Source organism: Methylomonas sp. MK1 (genome assembly GCF_000365425.1).
Taxonomy (GTDB): domain Bacteria; phylum Pseudomonadota; class Gammaproteobacteria; order Methylococcales; family Methylomonadaceae; genus Methylomonas.
The window spans coordinates 668,898-684,801 of the sequence record NZ_AQOV01000001.1; the positions used below are offsets into that span (position 1 = coordinate 668,898).

At 52.5% G+C, this 15,904-nt stretch carries 18 protein-coding genes and 1 riboswitch; of the genes, 7 read left to right on the forward strand and 11 right to left on the reverse strand.

What is annotated here, in order from left to right:
• Positions 1-184: 184 nt before the first annotated feature.
• The gene (locus tag G006_RS0103090; protein ID WP_020481696.1) at positions 185-895 is read left to right on the forward strand and encodes an autoinducer binding domain-containing protein; all 711 of its coding nucleotides are present in this window, start codon (positions 185-187) and stop codon (positions 893-895) included.
• Between the two features lie 207 nt (positions 896-1,102).
• Here G006_RS0103090 and G006_RS0103095 read toward each other — a convergent pair whose 3' ends face one another.
• Positions 1,103-1,651, reverse strand: coding sequence for an MAPEG family protein (locus G006_RS0103095; protein WP_020481697.1), 549 nt, complete (start codon positions 1,649-1,651; stop codon positions 1,103-1,105).
• A 108-nt stretch (positions 1,652-1,759) separates the two neighbouring features.
• On the opposite strand from G006_RS0103095, the gene G006_RS0103100 reads away from it, so the two are divergent.
• Positions 1,760-2,176: a winged helix-turn-helix transcriptional regulator gene (locus G006_RS0103100; RefSeq protein ID WP_020481698.1), complete on the forward strand. Its 417-nt coding sequence runs from the start codon at positions 1,760-1,762 to the stop codon at positions 2,174-2,176.
• Between the two features lie 77 nt (positions 2,177-2,253).
• On the opposite strand, the gene G006_RS28590 is transcribed toward G006_RS0103100, so the two are convergent.
• From G006_RS28590 to G006_RS0103130, 4 genes are all read right to left on the reverse strand, one after another.
• Positions 2,254-2,403: a hypothetical protein gene (locus G006_RS28590; protein ID WP_020481699.1), complete on the reverse strand. Its 150-nt coding sequence runs from the start codon at positions 2,401-2,403 to the stop codon at positions 2,254-2,256.
• Between the two features lie 61 nt (positions 2,404-2,464).
• Positions 2,465-3,385 (reverse strand): EamA family transporter, encoded by a 921-nt coding sequence (locus tag G006_RS0103110; protein WP_020481700.1) that lies wholly within the window; start codon positions 3,383-3,385, stop codon positions 2,465-2,467.
• Between the two features lie 364 nt (positions 3,386-3,749).
• Positions 3,750-4,436: a 3,4-dihydroxy-2-butanone-4-phosphate synthase gene (gene ribB / locus G006_RS0103125; protein ID WP_020481703.1), complete on the reverse strand. Its 687-nt coding sequence runs from the start codon at positions 4,434-4,436 to the stop codon at positions 3,750-3,752.
• 107 nt (positions 4,437-4,543) lie between these two features.
• Positions 4,544-4,702, reverse strand: a riboswitch (FMN riboswitch).
• Positions 4,703-4,882: 180 nt separating this feature from the next.
• The gene (locus tag G006_RS0103130) at positions 4,883-5,689 is read right to left on the reverse strand and encodes a helix-turn-helix domain-containing protein (RefSeq protein WP_020481704.1); all 807 of its coding nucleotides are present in this window, start codon (positions 5,687-5,689) and stop codon (positions 4,883-4,885) included.
• Between the two features lie 120 nt (positions 5,690-5,809).
• On the opposite strand from G006_RS0103130, the gene G006_RS0103135 reads away from it, so the two are divergent.
• The 3 genes from G006_RS0103135 to G006_RS0103145 all read left to right on the forward strand — a co-directional run bounded on the left by G006_RS0103135 (position 5,810) and on the right by G006_RS0103145 (position 7,486).
• Positions 5,810-6,271 carry a hypothetical protein gene (locus G006_RS0103135; RefSeq protein WP_020481705.1) on the forward strand — a complete coding sequence of 154 codons (462 nt, stop codon included), beginning with the start codon at positions 5,810-5,812 and terminating at the stop codon, positions 6,269-6,271.
• Positions 6,272-6,600: 329 nt separating this feature from the next.
• A complete protein-coding gene (locus G006_RS0103140; protein WP_020481706.1) occupies positions 6,601-6,999 on the forward strand; it encodes a YybH family protein in 399 nt (132 codons plus the stop codon).
• Position 7,000: 1 nt separating this feature from the next.
• Positions 7,001-7,486, forward strand: coding sequence for an AAA family ATPase (locus G006_RS0103145; RefSeq protein ID WP_020481707.1), 486 nt, complete (start codon positions 7,001-7,003; stop codon positions 7,484-7,486).
• Positions 7,487-7,496: 10 nt separating this feature from the next.
• Here G006_RS0103145 and G006_RS0103150 read toward each other — a convergent pair whose 3' ends face one another.
• The 3 genes from G006_RS0103150 to G006_RS0103160 all read right to left on the reverse strand — a co-directional run bounded on the left by G006_RS0103150 (position 7,497) and on the right by G006_RS0103160 (position 10,575).
• A complete protein-coding gene (locus tag G006_RS0103150; RefSeq protein ID WP_020481708.1) occupies positions 7,497-7,868 on the reverse strand; it encodes a TfoX/Sxy family protein in 372 nt (123 codons plus the stop codon).
• Positions 7,869-8,036: 168 nt separating this feature from the next.
• Positions 8,037-9,812: a serine hydrolase domain-containing protein gene (locus G006_RS0103155; protein ID WP_020481709.1), complete on the reverse strand. Its 1,776-nt coding sequence runs from the start codon at positions 9,810-9,812 to the stop codon at positions 8,037-8,039.
• A 289-nt stretch (positions 9,813-10,101) separates the two neighbouring features.
• On the reverse strand, positions 10,102-10,575 hold the full coding sequence (locus G006_RS0103160) for an Lrp/AsnC family transcriptional regulator (RefSeq protein WP_020481710.1): 474 nt from the start codon (positions 10,573-10,575) through the stop codon (positions 10,102-10,104).
• Between the two features lie 162 nt (positions 10,576-10,737).
• Between G006_RS0103160 and leuA the strand changes: the two genes are divergently transcribed.
• Both leuA and G006_RS0103170 read left to right on the forward strand, forming a co-directional pair.
• A complete protein-coding gene (gene leuA / locus G006_RS24810; RefSeq protein ID WP_051067665.1) occupies positions 10,738-12,456 on the forward strand; it encodes a 2-isopropylmalate synthase in 1,719 nt (572 codons plus the stop codon).
• Positions 12,457-12,483: 27 nt separating this feature from the next.
• The gene (locus tag G006_RS0103170; RefSeq protein WP_020481712.1) at positions 12,484-13,302 is read left to right on the forward strand and encodes a methyltransferase domain-containing protein; all 819 of its coding nucleotides are present in this window, start codon (positions 12,484-12,486) and stop codon (positions 13,300-13,302) included.
• An 84-nt stretch (positions 13,303-13,386) separates the two neighbouring features.
• Here the strand turns inward: G006_RS0103170 and G006_RS24815 are convergent, their stop codons facing one another.
• The 3 genes from G006_RS24815 to G006_RS0103185 all read right to left on the reverse strand — a co-directional run bounded on the left by G006_RS24815 (position 13,387) and on the right by G006_RS0103185 (position 15,891).
• Complete coding sequence (locus G006_RS24815) at positions 13,387-14,565, reverse strand: helix-turn-helix domain-containing protein (RefSeq protein WP_020481713.1); 1,179 nt, start codon at positions 14,563-14,565, stop codon at positions 13,387-13,389.
• The gene (locus G006_RS0103180) at positions 14,562-15,191 is read right to left on the reverse strand and encodes a hypothetical protein (RefSeq protein ID WP_200860422.1); all 630 of its coding nucleotides are present in this window, start codon (positions 15,189-15,191) and stop codon (positions 14,562-14,564) included. Before G006_RS0103180 ends, G006_RS24815 begins: the two co-directional genes overlap by 4 nt.
• A 208-nt stretch (positions 15,192-15,399) precedes the next feature.
• Positions 15,400-15,891, reverse strand: coding sequence for a cupin domain-containing protein (locus G006_RS0103185; protein ID WP_026146810.1), 492 nt, complete (start codon positions 15,889-15,891; stop codon positions 15,400-15,402).
• Positions 15,892-15,904: the final 13 nt, after the last annotated feature.

The window sequence follows — 15,904 nt, forward strand, 5'->3', positions numbered from 1 at the left end:
AAAACAAAATACAAGGCATAGCTGAAACCTATACCAGCTTTGCTAGATTAGACGCTATTTACAACCGCCTAACAACTGTCAATATTGACAGCTTATATTGCTGGTAAAGCTTCAGGACATATAGAGTTTCGGTATGTTCACCATTTAGGATAAGCTTTCGAACAGTACTAACGACGGTAGGCCCATGAAAGCTTGGCAAGAAATTCAACTTCAAGCGTTACAAACTAGCGATAGTGAACATCAGCTTTTTCAAACCATTGTTTCGTTGGCTGCGGAGTTGGGTTTTGACTACTGTGCCTACGGACTCAGGTTGGCGCTGCCGCTGAGCAATCCGAAGATCGTGAAAAAGAGTAATTATCCAACGGCTTGGCAAGCGCAATATCAGACAAAAAACTATTGTGCGATCGATCCCACCGTCAAACACGCTCTGCGTTCGCCTCTGCCTATCCTGTGGACGGACGGTTTGTTCGCTTCGACGGCGGCGTTTTGGGAGGAAGCGCGTTCGTTCGGATTGCGTTATGGTTGGGCGCAATCCATGCGGGATGTCCCTGGCGCAACCGGCATGCTCTCTTTAGCGCGATCCGATGAGCCGCTTAGCGAAACCGAGCTTACGGCCAAGGCTTTCAAAATGGCTTGGTTGACCCAAAATGCGCATATTGCCTTGTCGCGCAGCGTGTTACCCAAATTGCTGCCGGAAGCGGATACCAAATTATCGAACCGCGAGGTTGCAGTACTACGCTGGACTGCCGATGGCAAGACTTCCGGCGAAATAGCCAGCATCATGAAAATAACAGAGCGGACCGTTAATTTTCATATTAGCAATGCCGCGACGAAATTAAATGCGGCCAACAAAACCTCGGCAGCCGTCAAAGCGGCGATGCTCGGTTTTTTATAAAAACCACGCTGTTGAATCTGATTACCGAATCCTTGTGATCATTGCGGAAACGAACTTCGGACCTGTAAAGCGTCTTTCAGCGATCGGGAACCCCTGATCTAATAGAAGGCGCGGTCCAGCTGGAAAATGACACTGATTTTCGCAAGCAATACAGGAGCACTGGATTAATTTCTAACGGTCATCAATCCGCCCGGATTCCATACACGCTTAGCCAAATCCAACCACCGTCACAAAGCGAAACCAAAGAGTACCTAGAATGATGCAGCTTGACGCCCAAGTCGCGAAGCGATACGGCACCCAGTTTACCGCCATATAAATAAATGCATGGGCATACCTGAGTACAACAAAAGCCCACGCAAGAGCGATTTGAACGTTGTCAGCTTCTTTCACTACCAACATCAATAGACAAATCACATAAAAAAGCGGTGGTACTTGCATCAGATTATTGAAAGTTCGAGCCGGACGCTCTAATCGATCATCAGCCGGGATATCCGACTTGTAATCCGCGAAATACCCGATCGATGCATGTCCTCGAATAACGGCAACATTGCGTGCGACGACCATAATCAGCCATACCAAAGCCGTCAGCGTAAAGAGCGCAGCCATGGGAGAAACAAGCAACTCCGGTCGCACAGAGTGATGTTCACCGGCTAATAGCCAGAATAACCAAGCTACGACCGAGCCGACAATTATGCAAGGAGCTGCGTAAATCCGCAGCAACGAGATATTGGTGGCAGTAGAATTTATTGGCGACATATACGATTTCCTTATGAACGTGGTTTGCGGAATAAGCCCCGGCTGATATACTTGCAATATGCAACTAATTATCCCATTTCAATTGCAAAACGCAAGTAAATAAGCCAGATGTCCGACTTGAAGCTCGAAAATAGATGCCCAATTGATTATGCCCTCGAAGTGTTCGGAGACCGATGGACGCTGCTCGTACTCCGCGATCTGATGCTAAGTGGCAAACGGCACTACCGAGAGCTGATGACGTCGAAAGAAGGAATCGCAACTAACATTCTGGCTTCGCGATTGAAGAAAATGGAAGCGGACGGACTCGTTATCCGCAAACACAAGCCCGAAGACAAACGCCAAGTGTTTTATGAACTAACGGACAAAGCACTTGATCTAGTCCCTGTGCTACTCGAAATTAGCCGCTGGAGCGTGATTTACGACAAACATACGGCAGCACCACCGGAACTCATGCGCCGCTATCAAGAAGAGCCGCAGCAGCTAATAGCAGATTTGCAGGAAGCGGCACGGGTCCGGCAAACCTGATCGTGTTTGCAACAAAAACGAAAATTTGGATGTGGCTTTCTACCCCTTTTGCCAGATCAAAATTTTGTAAGGCATTTTTACAACGCCCATTCCCCGGAAATTTTGGACTGATCGCAAATACCAGTCATCAACAAGACCGGCAACAGCCGGAACAGCACGTCAATTCGACTCTTCATGCCGTTAAAACCTGCCACATCGACCGTTCGATTATGGGCACACAACCTCATGGTATTTCGTCTTTTGCATTCAGCGCCGAGACTCAAGTGGGTTCACTTGTGTCGAGGTGCATCATTTGCTCACGCCTCGCGCCGCTGCCGGCTTGACCCGTGAACTGTGCTCGCTGTTCATAAAGATGATAGCCCCGATGATGACAGTCGATGCACTCAGAATGCGCGGCGTGAGCGGTTCTTGCACGAACCAGTTACCTAAAAACACCGCCACCAGCGGATTAACATAGGCATAGGTCGCAACCAGCGAAATCGGCGCATTCTGCAGCAACCAAGCATAAGATGCGAAACCGATCATCGAGCCAAACACTATCAGATACACCAAGGCCAGCCATGAGTCGGTCGATACCTGGGTAAGACTGAAGATGCTCCATTGTTCGCTTAGAACACTGACAACCAACAACGCAAATCCCCCGGCCAGCATTTCCGCGCCGGTTGTCATCAGCGCCGTCTTCGGCAAATCCGCGGTCTTGCTATAGATAGAACCAACGGCCCAAAGCAAACTGGCGAGCAATAGCGCCACCACACCGGACATGTTTAACGGCATGCCGTCCGAAAACACCGACGGACCGACTAGCAGGTAAATTCCGATAAAACCAATGACCAGGCCGATCAATACGCGTAGCGTAGGTCTGACGCCGTTAGGCCTGAGTGCGTCGGCAATCACCAGAAACATAGGCACGGCACCGATGATCAGCGCGGCGACACCGGACGGAACGGTTTGTTCGGCCCAACAGACCAAACCGTTGCCGCCGAGCAATAACAAAGTGCCGACAATGGCGGCTGAACGCCACTGCCGCAAAGTCGGCGAGGCATCGCCGGCCAGACGCCGCCAAGCCAGCAAAATGACGCCGGACACCACAAAACGCATTCCGGCCGACAAAAATGGCGGCAGCGTCTCGACCACAAAACGGATCATCAAATAAGTCGATCCCCACACCAGATAAACGGCCAACAACGCCGCCCAAATCTTCGCATTCATTCTTCGAACGCCTGACTAATTTCAGTTTCTACTTGCGCCTCTGCCAGCCAAGGACGTAAGGGCCAGGGCGAATAATTTTTGTTGCCGATGATTAAGGTTAGCGCCAAGTGACATCCTAATAGGTGGAAAATTGGTTAAAAGTTATCGAAGCTTTGCTACAAAATGGATTGCGGACCACCGCACTTTTCAGCGAAACCAAGCGTAAGGCCGCAATGACTTCGCGCGTTCACCAGATCAAATCGGCAAACAATAGGCGCTTAATTTGGATACTGAAATCTCAGATTCTTGCGGTTAAATTAGATAACCACGACTATCCGATTAAAAACAGCAACCCCAGCGCGACGGCTAGAGTTGCTGAATAGCGTCAAGCGATAGCTGTCAAACGTTCCGATACCAAAGATAACGCCGGCGATTCGCGTGCCAAACGGTAGGCAATCACATCAGCGACGGTCAATACCGGCATCTGATGGCAACGGCCAAACTCGACGATTTCCGCCAGGCGCGCCATCGAGCCGTCGGGGTTGGTCAGTTCGCATAACACGCCGTAAGGCTTAAGCCCAGCCAACCGCATTAAATCCACCGTCACTTCGGTATGACCAGCGCGCTCCAATACGCCGCCCGGCCGGGCCTTTAATGGAAATACATGGCCGGGCCGGCGTAAATCATCCGCTTTGGCATCGGCCGCAATCGCCGCTTGCACAGTCCGAACCCGATCAGCCGCTGAGACGCCAGTGGTGACACCGTGTGCCGCTTCGATTGAGACGGTAAAAGCCGTACTGTAGCGGCTGGAATTATGCTCCGCCATCATCGGTAACCCTAAAGATTGGGTTTTTTCTTCCGGCAAGCAAAGGCAAACAATGCCGCTACAATGTCGAATCAGCATAGCCATTTGCGGCACACTGAGGGTTTCGGCGGCAAATATGAGGTCGCCCTCGTTCTCGCGCGCCTCGTCATCGGTGACTAACACTCCCTGCCCTCGACGCAAAGCGGCTAACGCGTATTCCACGCGTTCGTTCGCATCGCCGAACGGGGTCAATAAAGTCTGATTCATGGTAAAACTCCTAATAAGTTATGGAAGCACCAGAATCAGGGCTGAAAGATAATATTTACGAGCAGAAACAAGCCTTCCGGACACGACAAAACGTGTGGAATACTTGGCGCTGTTCTCTTTCATCCGGACTATGACCGTCGGCTCTGGCGTTTCACCAGATCTGCTGACCCGCATTCTCAACAACTGCGATTGCGGCGCTCGCGGGCTCCTCGAGTCAAACCCGAGATACCGCCGGTGGGGAATTCCGCCCCGCCCTGAGTACAAGCGCGGTCATTTAATGAAAAACAGGTCTGAGCGTCAAGTTAAATTGCCATTGACGGATTGACTTGCTAACCGGAACGAAGGTTTGTAACCCGCCACGCATTTCGAACGTTCCCGCGTCCCTGTACGCGATACTCGTTTCTGCTTATGGGCTACTTCACTTTGCCGCAACAGGCTTGCAAGACTTAAGGCTGCAACCTCGCCAATCGGTGCAGGCCTATCGTAGCCGGTGCGCCGAAGGTTTTGCGAAATTCGTGGCTGAAATGCGCGGAGTCGGTAAAGCCGGAGGCGTGTGCCGCTGTGGTAAAGTTTTGGCCGCGTATGATTTTACGAATCGCCTTGCGCATCCGGTTCCAGGCGCGATAACGCCGGAACGGCACACCGATCTGTTCGGTAAACAGGTGCTGAAAGCGCGACGGCGACAAACCGGCTTGCATGGCCCAGGTCATCACCGGTGTTAGGTCGTCGCCGTATTCGGATAAATAATCGACGACACGCGTCAGGCGCGGATCGATGACGGCGGAGTGGGCGCGCCGCTTGGCGTATCCCAGTAGGTCCAGCAGCGGTTCCGTCGTCCAGTCCGGCTTGTAGCGGTCTTCGTACAAGTCGCGCATGAAACGAATTTCGCCGCCGTTGCCGACCAAGGCGCCGTCGAGCGCCCGGCTATTGTTGATCAGCGGCTTGAAGGCGTCGGCGCCGGCGACGGTAGGCTCGATATACAGTACGGTAATCGGCTCGCCGCCGACATCCAGTTCATGCAACACTCCGGCCGGAATAACGGCAGTGCAGCACCACAGCCAATCGCCGCCTTGGAGACGCAAGCGAAACTTGCCGTAGAGGCTAGCCAGAAATACCGGCGCGCCGTGCTGGTGGCTGGCGTTGTAGTACAAAGGACCGGTGAAATACGTACGGCCGTCGCGAATATCCCATAGTGCGTCGAACGGGTTATCGCCGAGTGCAGCACGTTTGTACAAGCGCGGTGTTTCCTTCATTGTTTACACTCCTCGTCGCTGCCAGCCACAAAATTTAGGCGAAGTCTAGCCCAAAGCCGGTAGCGCGGACAATCTACGTTCCGCCAGCGCTTATCCATAAACAATCCGACGAGGAAAACCATGACCGCACAAAACCCTGTCTCCACCGCCAATCTGATTTTGTTAAGCTTTGGCGGACTGTGTCTGCTCATAGCATTGGCCATCGCCTGGGTGCTGGGCGTCACCCTGTTTTTCCCGGGCGGTGCGTTGGCCGCCCGCCTGGCGGAACGCGACGACATCATCCGCGCCCATGTCGATTACCTGATGATGGCGCAGTTTTTACTGCTTTTTTTCCTGGGCTTCCGCCAATTCGCCATAGACCCGCCGTATTGGCTAATCGCGGCTTGTTGCTTCGGCGCATTCTTCAATCCGTTGGCGTTTTTGCTAAGAGGCCTGACGCCCAAGGCCGTTGCGACAATCCCGGTCGAACCGCACTTTCCGCTCCAGGCGGCGCTGAGTTTTTCGTTGACCACGATCGGTTTTCTTGGGGCTATTGTGCTGATAGCGCGGGCGGCATGGAAGATGCATTTGGCGAGAAATTGAAACGCCGCTATCAACATCCGAACCAAGCTGGCATGCAAAAGGCGGGATTCTCCGCAGCGAATCTTACTCGCGCGGATTTTATTGATCGGCAGCTTTAGGGAGCCGGTGTTGTATTTCTAAAAAATCGAGCACTGCTAGTTTATCCTTTGATCGGCACCATGACCTCTGTTAACATCCCATCATGATTAACGTGTTCCCAACCCTGCTGGCTATTATTACCACCATTTCACCAATGGTGGGTTAGCACGTTTACTTTCTACTGCAACCCGCCCTGAGGCGGGTTTTTTATTGCCTGTCTCTTGGTGACTTATCCTACCAAGGAGATCGATATGGCATACCATCCACTTAAACAAGTTATCGAAGCTGCTGACAAAGCAATCACTGAAGAGGACTTCGATTCATTGATGGCTTTCTACGCAGACGATGCAACGCATGTCATCAAGCCAGGCTTGATTGCAACAGGCAAGGAACAAATCCATAAGGCGTTCCTCGCAATTGCCGAATATTTCAACCATAGTCTTGTGGTCAAGCAAGGCGCGATGCATGTCATTCGGAGCGGGAATACGGCTCTAGTAATCATGGAAACCGTTCTGGAAACGACCGATAACACAGGTGTGACGAGTTGCATCTCACGACGCGCCACCTATGTATTCCGGGAGGACCCTGCCGGCAAGTGGCTTTGTGTTATTGATAATTCGTATGGCACTGACTTACTGGGAGCCATGTAAAATGTCAAAACTACTGCCAACACTGCATCTGCTCTGCGGAAAAATCGCCTCTGGCAAATCGACATTGGCAAAGGAACTGGCCAAGACTCCGGACACGGTGATCCTCAGCGAGGACACTTGGCTTGCACATCTATATCCAGACGACATCAAGACTGTGGCGGACTATGTTCGGTGTGCTTCAAATTTGCGTGGCGCGATCGGGCCACACGTGACCGATTTACTTCGTATAGGTGTGTCCGTGGTATTAGATTTTCCAGCCAACACCGTCGCAAACCGAAAATGGATGAGATCTCTTATCGACAGAGTCGAATCGGAGCATGTACTGCATTTTCTTGATGTGTCGGATGACAAATGCTTGACACGTTTACGTGCGAGAAACACGTCTGGCACTCACGCTTTTGTAGTGGCTGATACCGAATTTGACCTAATCACGAGTTACTTCGTAGCCCCTCAGCAGGAAGAGGGTTTCAACATTATTCGATATTAGATGTTCTGAATCAGTCTAAATGGCGTATCACTGTCGTGTCCGTTTTGCTTTTGCGTTTTTTACGCTGAGCCCGTAATGCCGCATCGTACGAGCGGCGCGCCCAGATAGCGGCCTGCTCGCGCTCTTCCATAAACTCAGCAGGTGCCTTGTAATACGACATTTTCGCCATCTTGCCTTCCCGCTGATAGGCGAATTGCGCAAGCCCCTGTTCCTCGAAAAACTTTGCATTTTCAGCATCCGCCTTGAGATAAAGGGTCTCGTCGGCCACCAGGGCAAACATCAAGCCATCGTGGTAGACCCCATAGCCCCCGAACATCTTGCGGATCTGAATGCTCCCGAACAGTTCGAACACTTCCGGCAGATAGGCGATAAACTCGCTCATCGGAATAACTCTTGATGGATGATGGCACGATTAGAAACACTCATAAAACCCGTTTTGACTGGCGGCGGCCGCTAATGGCAAAGCTTACGCATTGATAAAACGTCCATGCGTGTGAAAATGTTGAAGAATGCCAATTGTTTGAGAGTCTGTTAGACCTAAAGGGTTTGCTTATTTTTTCCGCAATAAATATCCGGAATAGGCGACAAAATCTTGGCCATTGATCGTCTCCAGCCGAACGGTTTCCTGCATGCCTCGTCCCAGCCCAAGAATGACGGCTGCATTTTCCGATACCGGTGCAATGGGAAAAGTCAGATTATTCATGTCGAAAGTGGGGATGGAATACTCCAGCATCAAAAAACCGTCCCGTTCGCGTAGCGCGCATTTTTCCGGAACCATCGCCGCACCTTCGGCAAGATTCACAATCTCGTATTCGCCCAGACGACTACGCATGGAGTCGGGAATCGCTACCGGTTGAATTTTTTCTCCCAACACAAAGGTTTGGCCGTGCCAATGGGCCAGCGCCAGGTCATGGCCGTCGACATGGCGCACCGACACGCCCACTTCGGCCAGTTGCTTGGGTTGTAGCGGTATCAAACCCAACAGCTTGTAGCGAATGCCGAATTTACCATCGGCTCTACCGACCAAATCCATGCTGTTACCGTTCAACTCCGTGGACAGGGTATCGCCATCCGCCGTTAACTTGATGTAGCCCAGCGCGGTTGCATAGTGCCCGGCCGCCAACTGCTGTTCTTGCGGGGTTAAGCCGCGGGTTTCGACCACGGGTGTTTCGGTTTCCTCCGGCGGCGGCATACCGGTTTTTATCGCAACCGCCAGTTTTAGGGCTTTATCGGTGACTTTGTCGATCAAGTCGCCGGTGGGCGGGGAATTTGCCAACAGGACCACGCCCAGCTTGTGTTCCGGCGCCACCGTCAGCAGGCTACGGTGAAACAGTGTTGCGCCGCCGTGTGCGGCCACTTCGCCGATACCGGGCTTGCTGGTCAAGAACCAACCCAAACCGGTTTTGGTACCCACATCCAGCGCCACATCCTGGTTTTGCTGCCGCAGCATTTCATGCAGGGTTTCCGGTTTCAATATGAGCCGGCCATTGGTTTTGCCGTCCGCCAAGACCATGGCGATAAAGCGGCTTAGGTCCAAGACATTCGCGTTCAAGCCCCCGGCCGGCATATCGCGCAGTGCCACTTCCGTCTGTTCGTGATCATTCTTATAGGCTTTCGAGGCCAGTTCCCCCTCGATGCCAAGCGAAAATGCCGCATTCGTCATCCCAAGCGGTTTTAACAGCTGCCAGTCGGCATAACTGCTGAAATCCTGGCCGGTAAGCCTTTCCAACATCGCCCCTAACAAGGTGATGCCCAGATTCGAATAGGCCCAGATACGATTGGGCGGATAGGCGACGTATTCGTCTTTCAGCTTGCCGACAAGCTGACTGAACGGCGCCGGAGTTTTAGTCCACATGCCATTGCCTCTATCGCCCGGCAAACCGGAATGATGGGTCATGACATTGCGCGCTGTAATAGGTCCGGCGTCCGGGAAGCGGCTTTTGATCGCGAAATTTGGCAGATAGGTTTGCAACGGTTGATCAATATCCAGCTTGCCTTGCTCGGCGAGTTGCATCACCAGCGTATCGGTGAAGAGTTTGGAGACGGAGCCGACTCGATAAACCGTTTCCGGTGTCGCGGCAATCTGCCTGGCTTGATCGGCGTAGCCGAAACCTTGCGACCAGACGACCTGCTGATCGTCCACCACGGCGATGCTTAAGCCTTCCACATCCTGTTCGGACATTTCCTGTTCAATCAGCCAGGAAAGATGAGCCTTGAGGTAACTGTAATCGCCGCGTTGCACGTTATCCGGTTTTAACGGCGGGGAACCGGCGCAACCGCTTAGCAAAAGCAATATCGCGCTTAAATAGGTCAAATAGGTTTTCATCTGGTCCTTGAAGGGGTGATCATCGATTAGTCGGCCAGCAAGATTTTAAGCCCGTGTGGCTGGGGCTGCGAGGCTTTTACCAAAGCTAATGGGGTACGAGGATAGTATTTGGCGAGCCAATTACAGTCAAACGTTTTAACAGTGCGGCCTTGAGCCTACGCGATGGCAGACTTTAACATCGGAAGTAGTTGCGCGTTGAGTGATGATTGCAGTGTTCATTTTTTGGGTAACGGTTTGAGTCAGTGTTTTGCCATGTTAGCAAACTCGGCCGGCAATGGGTTCGGAACAATCATAGCCCTACCCCGACCGGAAACGCCGTCTTATCCACCACGCGCCGCAACACGAAGCTGGAATGCACCCCGGTCACGCCCGGAATACTAGTGATACGTTTCAGCAGCAATTCCTGGTAGGCGTCCAAGTCCTTGACCATAACCTTGAGCTGGTAATCGGCGGTCTGGCCGGTGATCAACAGACATTCCATCACTTCCGGAATCCCGGCAACCGCCGCTTCAAAGGCGCTGAAACGTTCCGGCGTGTGTTGGTCCATCGAGATGTGGATCAAGGCCATCAGCGTCAGACCCAAGGCTTTGGCATCCAGCAGCGCCCGGTAGCCGACGATCAAGCCGCCCTCCTCCAATGCCCGCACCCGTCGTAAGCAAGGCGACGGCGACAAGCCGATGCGATCGGCCAGCTCCTGATTGCTGATGCGGCCGTCGGCTTGCAGGATGTTCAAAATTTGTCTGTCGTATCGATCCAGTTCCATAAAATATCCCCTATTGTCATAGCAAAACAACTAACCATCGTATTTCTATAAACATTGGCAACATTCTATCAATGATTGGCATTTTAGATAGCATAAACGCAATCGCCTAGCGGACGGTTTGGCTTATCTTATCGGCATCCCATTTACCGAGAGCATTCAGCCATGTTGACCAATCCTTCTTGCAAACACCATCCATTCCCACCTGTGGCGCTTGCCGACCGCCGATGGCCCAACCACACGATGACTCAAGCGCCGATCTGGATGAGCACCGACTTGCGCGACGGCAACCAGGCCTTGTTCGAACCTATGAACGCCGAACGCAAATTGCGCCTGTTCCGCACCTTGTGCGGCATCTGTTTCAAGGAAATCGAAGTGGCGTTTCCGTCGGCTTCGCAGACTGATTTTGATTTCGTGCGCCGCTTGATAGACAACGCGTTGATCCCCGACGACGTCACCATCGAAGTGCTAAGCCACGCTCGTGAGCCATTGTTGCGCCGCACCGTCGAAGCTTTGCACGGCGCGCGCTCGGCCATCGTCCATATCGTCAACGCCACATCCCTACCGTTTCGCGAATTGGTATTGGGCATGAGCCGGGCCGAAGTATTGGCGATGGCCGTCAATGCGGTGCGGCTGGTCAAACAATTGACCGCCGACCAGCCGCAAACCCAGTGGCGCTTGCAATACAGCCTGGAAACCTTCAGCGCCACCGAGCCGGATTTCGCCGTCGAGTTTTGCGATGCGGTCAGCGCCGCCTGGGGCGCGACGCCGGACAACAAGATCATCTTGAATTTGCCGGCGTCGGTGGAAACGGCGACGCCGAACGTTTACGCCGACCAGATCGAATGGATGCATCGTCATATCGGCCGCCGCGACAGCGTTATCCTCAGCGTGCATCCGCACAACGACCGCGGCACCGCGGTAGCCGCCGCCGAACTGGCGTTGATGGCCGGCGCCGAGCGCGTCGAGGGTTGCTTGTTCGGCAACGGCGAACGCAGCGGTAACGTGGATTTGGTGACGCTGGCGTTGAATCTGTATACCCAAGGCGTGACGCCGGGCTTGGATTTTTCCGACATCGATGCGGTGGTGCGTGAGTTCGAGGCCTGTACCGGCCTAAACGTGCCGCCGCGCCAACCCTATGCCGGCGAGTTGGTGTTCACCGCGTTTTCCGGCTCGCACCAGGACGCCATCAAGAAAGGCTTTGCCGCCCAGCAGCCCGGTAGCATCTGGAACGTGCCGTATCTGCCGTTCGATCCGGCCGACGTCGGCCGCGGTTACGATGCGGTGATCCGCATCAACAGCCAGTCCGGCAAGGGCGGCATCGCGCACCTACTAGAAAGTCATTATGGTGTGGTGCTGCCGCGCCGTCTGCAGGTGGAGTTTTCGCAAGTGGTGCAAGGCCATACCGACTGCCAAGGCGGCGAAATCGGCGCGGAACAGTTGTGGCAGCTATTTGCCCAGACTTATCTCGATGTGGCAAAGCCCTTGCGTTACCTCGACCATCAATTGTTCGAGCATGCGCAAGGGCAAGGCATACAGCTGCAAATCGAGTGTGACGGTGAACCGCGCGATTTAACCGGCGTGGGTAACGGACCGATAGCCGCGGCCGTCCAGGCTTTAGGCTCGCTCGGCGGCGCAGTGTCGGTGTGCAGCTACGAGGAACGCTCGGTCGGCAGTGGCGGCGATGCCCAAGCCTGCGCCTTTGTCGAACTAACGGCTGCGAACGGCCCAACCGTCTTTGGCGTCGGCATGGACGCTAACATCGTCACCGCATCGATCAAAGCCCTACTCGGAGGCTACAACCGTTTGACCAAAGATACAGGCTTTCAGCGATATCACGAGTTAGAAAGAGGCGGTTTTACCGCGCTAGCGCGCCAGCCGTAAACCCTACGAAGTGAAACAGGAGGAAAATTGAACACTTACCGCTGGAACGCCCAGGATTATGCCCAAAACTCGCAAGCCCAACAGCAATGGGCTAAGGAACTGATCACGCAATTGCAGTTAAGCGGCCACGAAAATGTACTGGACTTGGGTTGCGGCGATGGCAAAGTCACGGCTGAAATCGCCAGAATCGTCAATCGCGGCGCAGTGGTCGGCATCGACAACTCGGAAGCGATGATAGCGCTGGCCCAAAGCCGATACCCGAAGCAGCAATATCCCAACCTGTCGTTCCAAGTCATGGATGCGGTGAACTTAAGCTTTGCTGACTGTTTTGACGTGGTTTTCTCCAACGCGGCGCTGCATTGGGTCAAGCAACATCAACCTGTGATCGGCGGCTTATACCGAAGCCTGAAAACCGGCGGCAAAATCCTGCTGCACATGGGCGGCAAAGGCGATGCGGCCAACATGCGGGCGGCGATTGACCGGGTCAAGGATTCGGCGCCATGGTCGCAGTATTTTGTCGGCTTCGAGTTTCCGTATACCTTTTCAGCGGTCGATGAATACCCGGTGATGCTGGACGCCGCCGGCTTTAATGTCAAACGGCTCGAACTCGTCGCCAAGGACATGAACCACGACGGACGGGAAGGTCTGGCGAGCTGGATTCGAACCACCTGGCTGCCGTACACGCACAGGATTCCCGAAAACCATAGAGAATCGTTTATCGAAGCGGTCTGTTCGAGTTACCTAGATCAAGTGCCGTTGTGTGCGGACGGCCAAGCCCATGTGGCGATGGTCTTGCTCGAGGTCGAAGCGGAGAAATCGGCAAAACTTAAGCCGACGTTTCCCTGAATAGCGAAGCATATTTGGAGGTGTGAGAGGACTTTGTTCGTGCGAATATGCTTCGGTATTCGCACGGTCTATTTACCTGGAGAATTATTTGACAATAGTCAAATTTGGTCGCCTCGCCGACTTGCCATCCGCAATGAGATCACGATCCTTTCGACCACCAAGTGCTGTAAGCATTAGTCCGAATGTCAGTTCATCTATTTCTTGAGGTAAAACCATCAATTCACTAGCGACATCATTTTTAGAAACCCCTTCCGCTCGTAATGCTGCAAATACCTTCGATAAGACTTGCGAAGTTTCAAAAGACGATCCATCCGGTTCTTTGTTACGCCCATATTGGGATAGTTGCACGCAAAGAGTTCTATAGGTCCAATCCGTCGTGAGACCAAGTGAGTGCAATCGGTAGTTCAAGGCAGCAGCGGAAACCGTCCAATATTTCTTGTGAGCTATTAGGCTGGGTAGCGTAGCCGAACGTGGTGCGTTTGCCAAAATGCTCTTTCTAGGCATAAGGAACGCTGAGGCAAACGCATTTGCATCCCTTTCCGCCTCTTGCCCCTGTGGCGCGCCGTGCCTATGCATAATCAAATGTCCCAGTTCATGCGCGGCATCGAAACGGCAGCGTTCCGCTGTCTTGTTGGTGTTAAGAAACACGTACGGCTTACCGCCATACCACATCGAAAATGCATCAACTTCCCTGGCATCAATAGCCAACGAAAATACGCGTATACCATTTGACTCCAGCAATGAAATCATGTTCCTAATTGGCAATTCTCCTAGCCCCCAATAATGCCTGAGTGCATCGGAGTAGGCTTCTGGATCATGCTCTTCACCTGCTGCTGGATATAGATCGCCTTGATCCGACCTGGGAGCCGCTTGTGAAATTGAGCTCGCTCGTAATCCATTTCTGTCGAAATCAGGCATCTTGGTTTGAGGTAAGTCAAAGCGTTGTTCAATCCATTCGCTCAACAAGAGAGCAATGCTTCCAGCACCAAGCGCCATAGCTCGTTGAGATGATGTCATTTTTGTCAAAGCTCTAAAACTCGCAATATCCGGTTTTAGTTCATCCACATCCGAAGCACAGAAAAAGGCCACGGGAAAACCCAAGACGCGAGATATTCGATTTACGGTTTCAGGTTCGGGAATGGTAGCTCCACATTCATAAGCGGATACCGAACGTTCTGAAACTTCAATTCGCTCTGCGAGTGCGCGCTTTGTAATGCCACGGCGCTTTCTAGCCAAGGCAAAGCGAGTGGAATTAAACATCATGAAGCCTTACGTCGGATTGGAACGTCAATTTCCGGAACATCAGGCATGTTGACATCAATAAAATCACCTTCGCGCGGAATGACAGGAAGGATTATGCGTTCCTTCCAAGCCTTTATTTTTCCATTTGAAATCAGAGAGGGCAATGATAATTCAGCCCGGACTTCTTCATCAGATAAATGTATCAGTAATACCCAAGTGCTTAAGCCCGCTTTTTCGATTACTGGAGGCAAAAACTCGGCAAATAAATCAAATTGATTGTTAGCACTAATAGCATCAATCGTATTGATACCTTTAGGACATTTGTTCGAAGGGCTAAGGTGAGCAAGGCCTGTGCATTCATCGCCAGTTGTAACGGCAATCGCAAGATTACCAATTGAATTGATCGTTAATTCATAATTACCCTGATCAGACTTAAGCCAGCCATCAGGACGTAAATTATCGCGCAATGCTGCAACTGTCTGCGCCCACATAGAATAACCAAAGAATATTCGAGGATGATTTGCAGTTAGCAGGGTTCTAGCCAAATATCCCTGCCTAACTGCTTCTGATAAAGTGGTCACGGTCAGATCGAGCTGCGAAAGGCGGTTAGTTACATCGGAAAACTCGGTACGAATAGGTACTAGCACAATAAATATCCTTGAAGGAATCGTCGCAATTGACTTCCGGTTATTAGACCTCATATGAGGTTAAAAAACAAGAAGAGACATTCCATTCGTTGTTTCTAAATTGGCTATAACCGATTAACACCACTTTTTAATTCATCCAGCCTAATAGCTCAGGGTTCGCGATAGCGTTCCCTGACAATTTGACTGGCGGCGAAAAATTTCAAAGCGTTCAATATGGCGTACCGTCCTTGTGGGCGAAGCGGAAGCTATTATCGACAAACGCAGCCAGCAAGTCGTCGTCCGGGTAGACGACTTGGTCACCCGCGCTGCGGTCGCCGATTTCCAGATAGACGACGTCGCTCGCCGTTTCGTTGACCAGCCGGTGGGCGTCGCCGCTGCCGGCTTTAAAACCGGCGCACATGCCGGGCGACAAGGGCGTGGGGCCGGCGTCGGTGTACAGGGTTGGGCAGCCTTGCAAGATGTAGATGAACTCGTCCTGTTTGGCATGAGCATGGCGCAACGCGGAAATCGCGCCGGGTTCCAACTTGGTCAGATTGACACCGAAGTTTTGCAGGCCGAACAAATCGCCTAACGCCCGCTTTTCCCGACCTTCCAACCGGGCGCCATGCACGTCCAAAATGGCTTGCGGATACAAAGATTTTCTCGCCCGTGGCGGCACTTGCTCCGCTACGATGGCAATTGGGAACGTTGACTCAGTCATTCGGAACCATCCT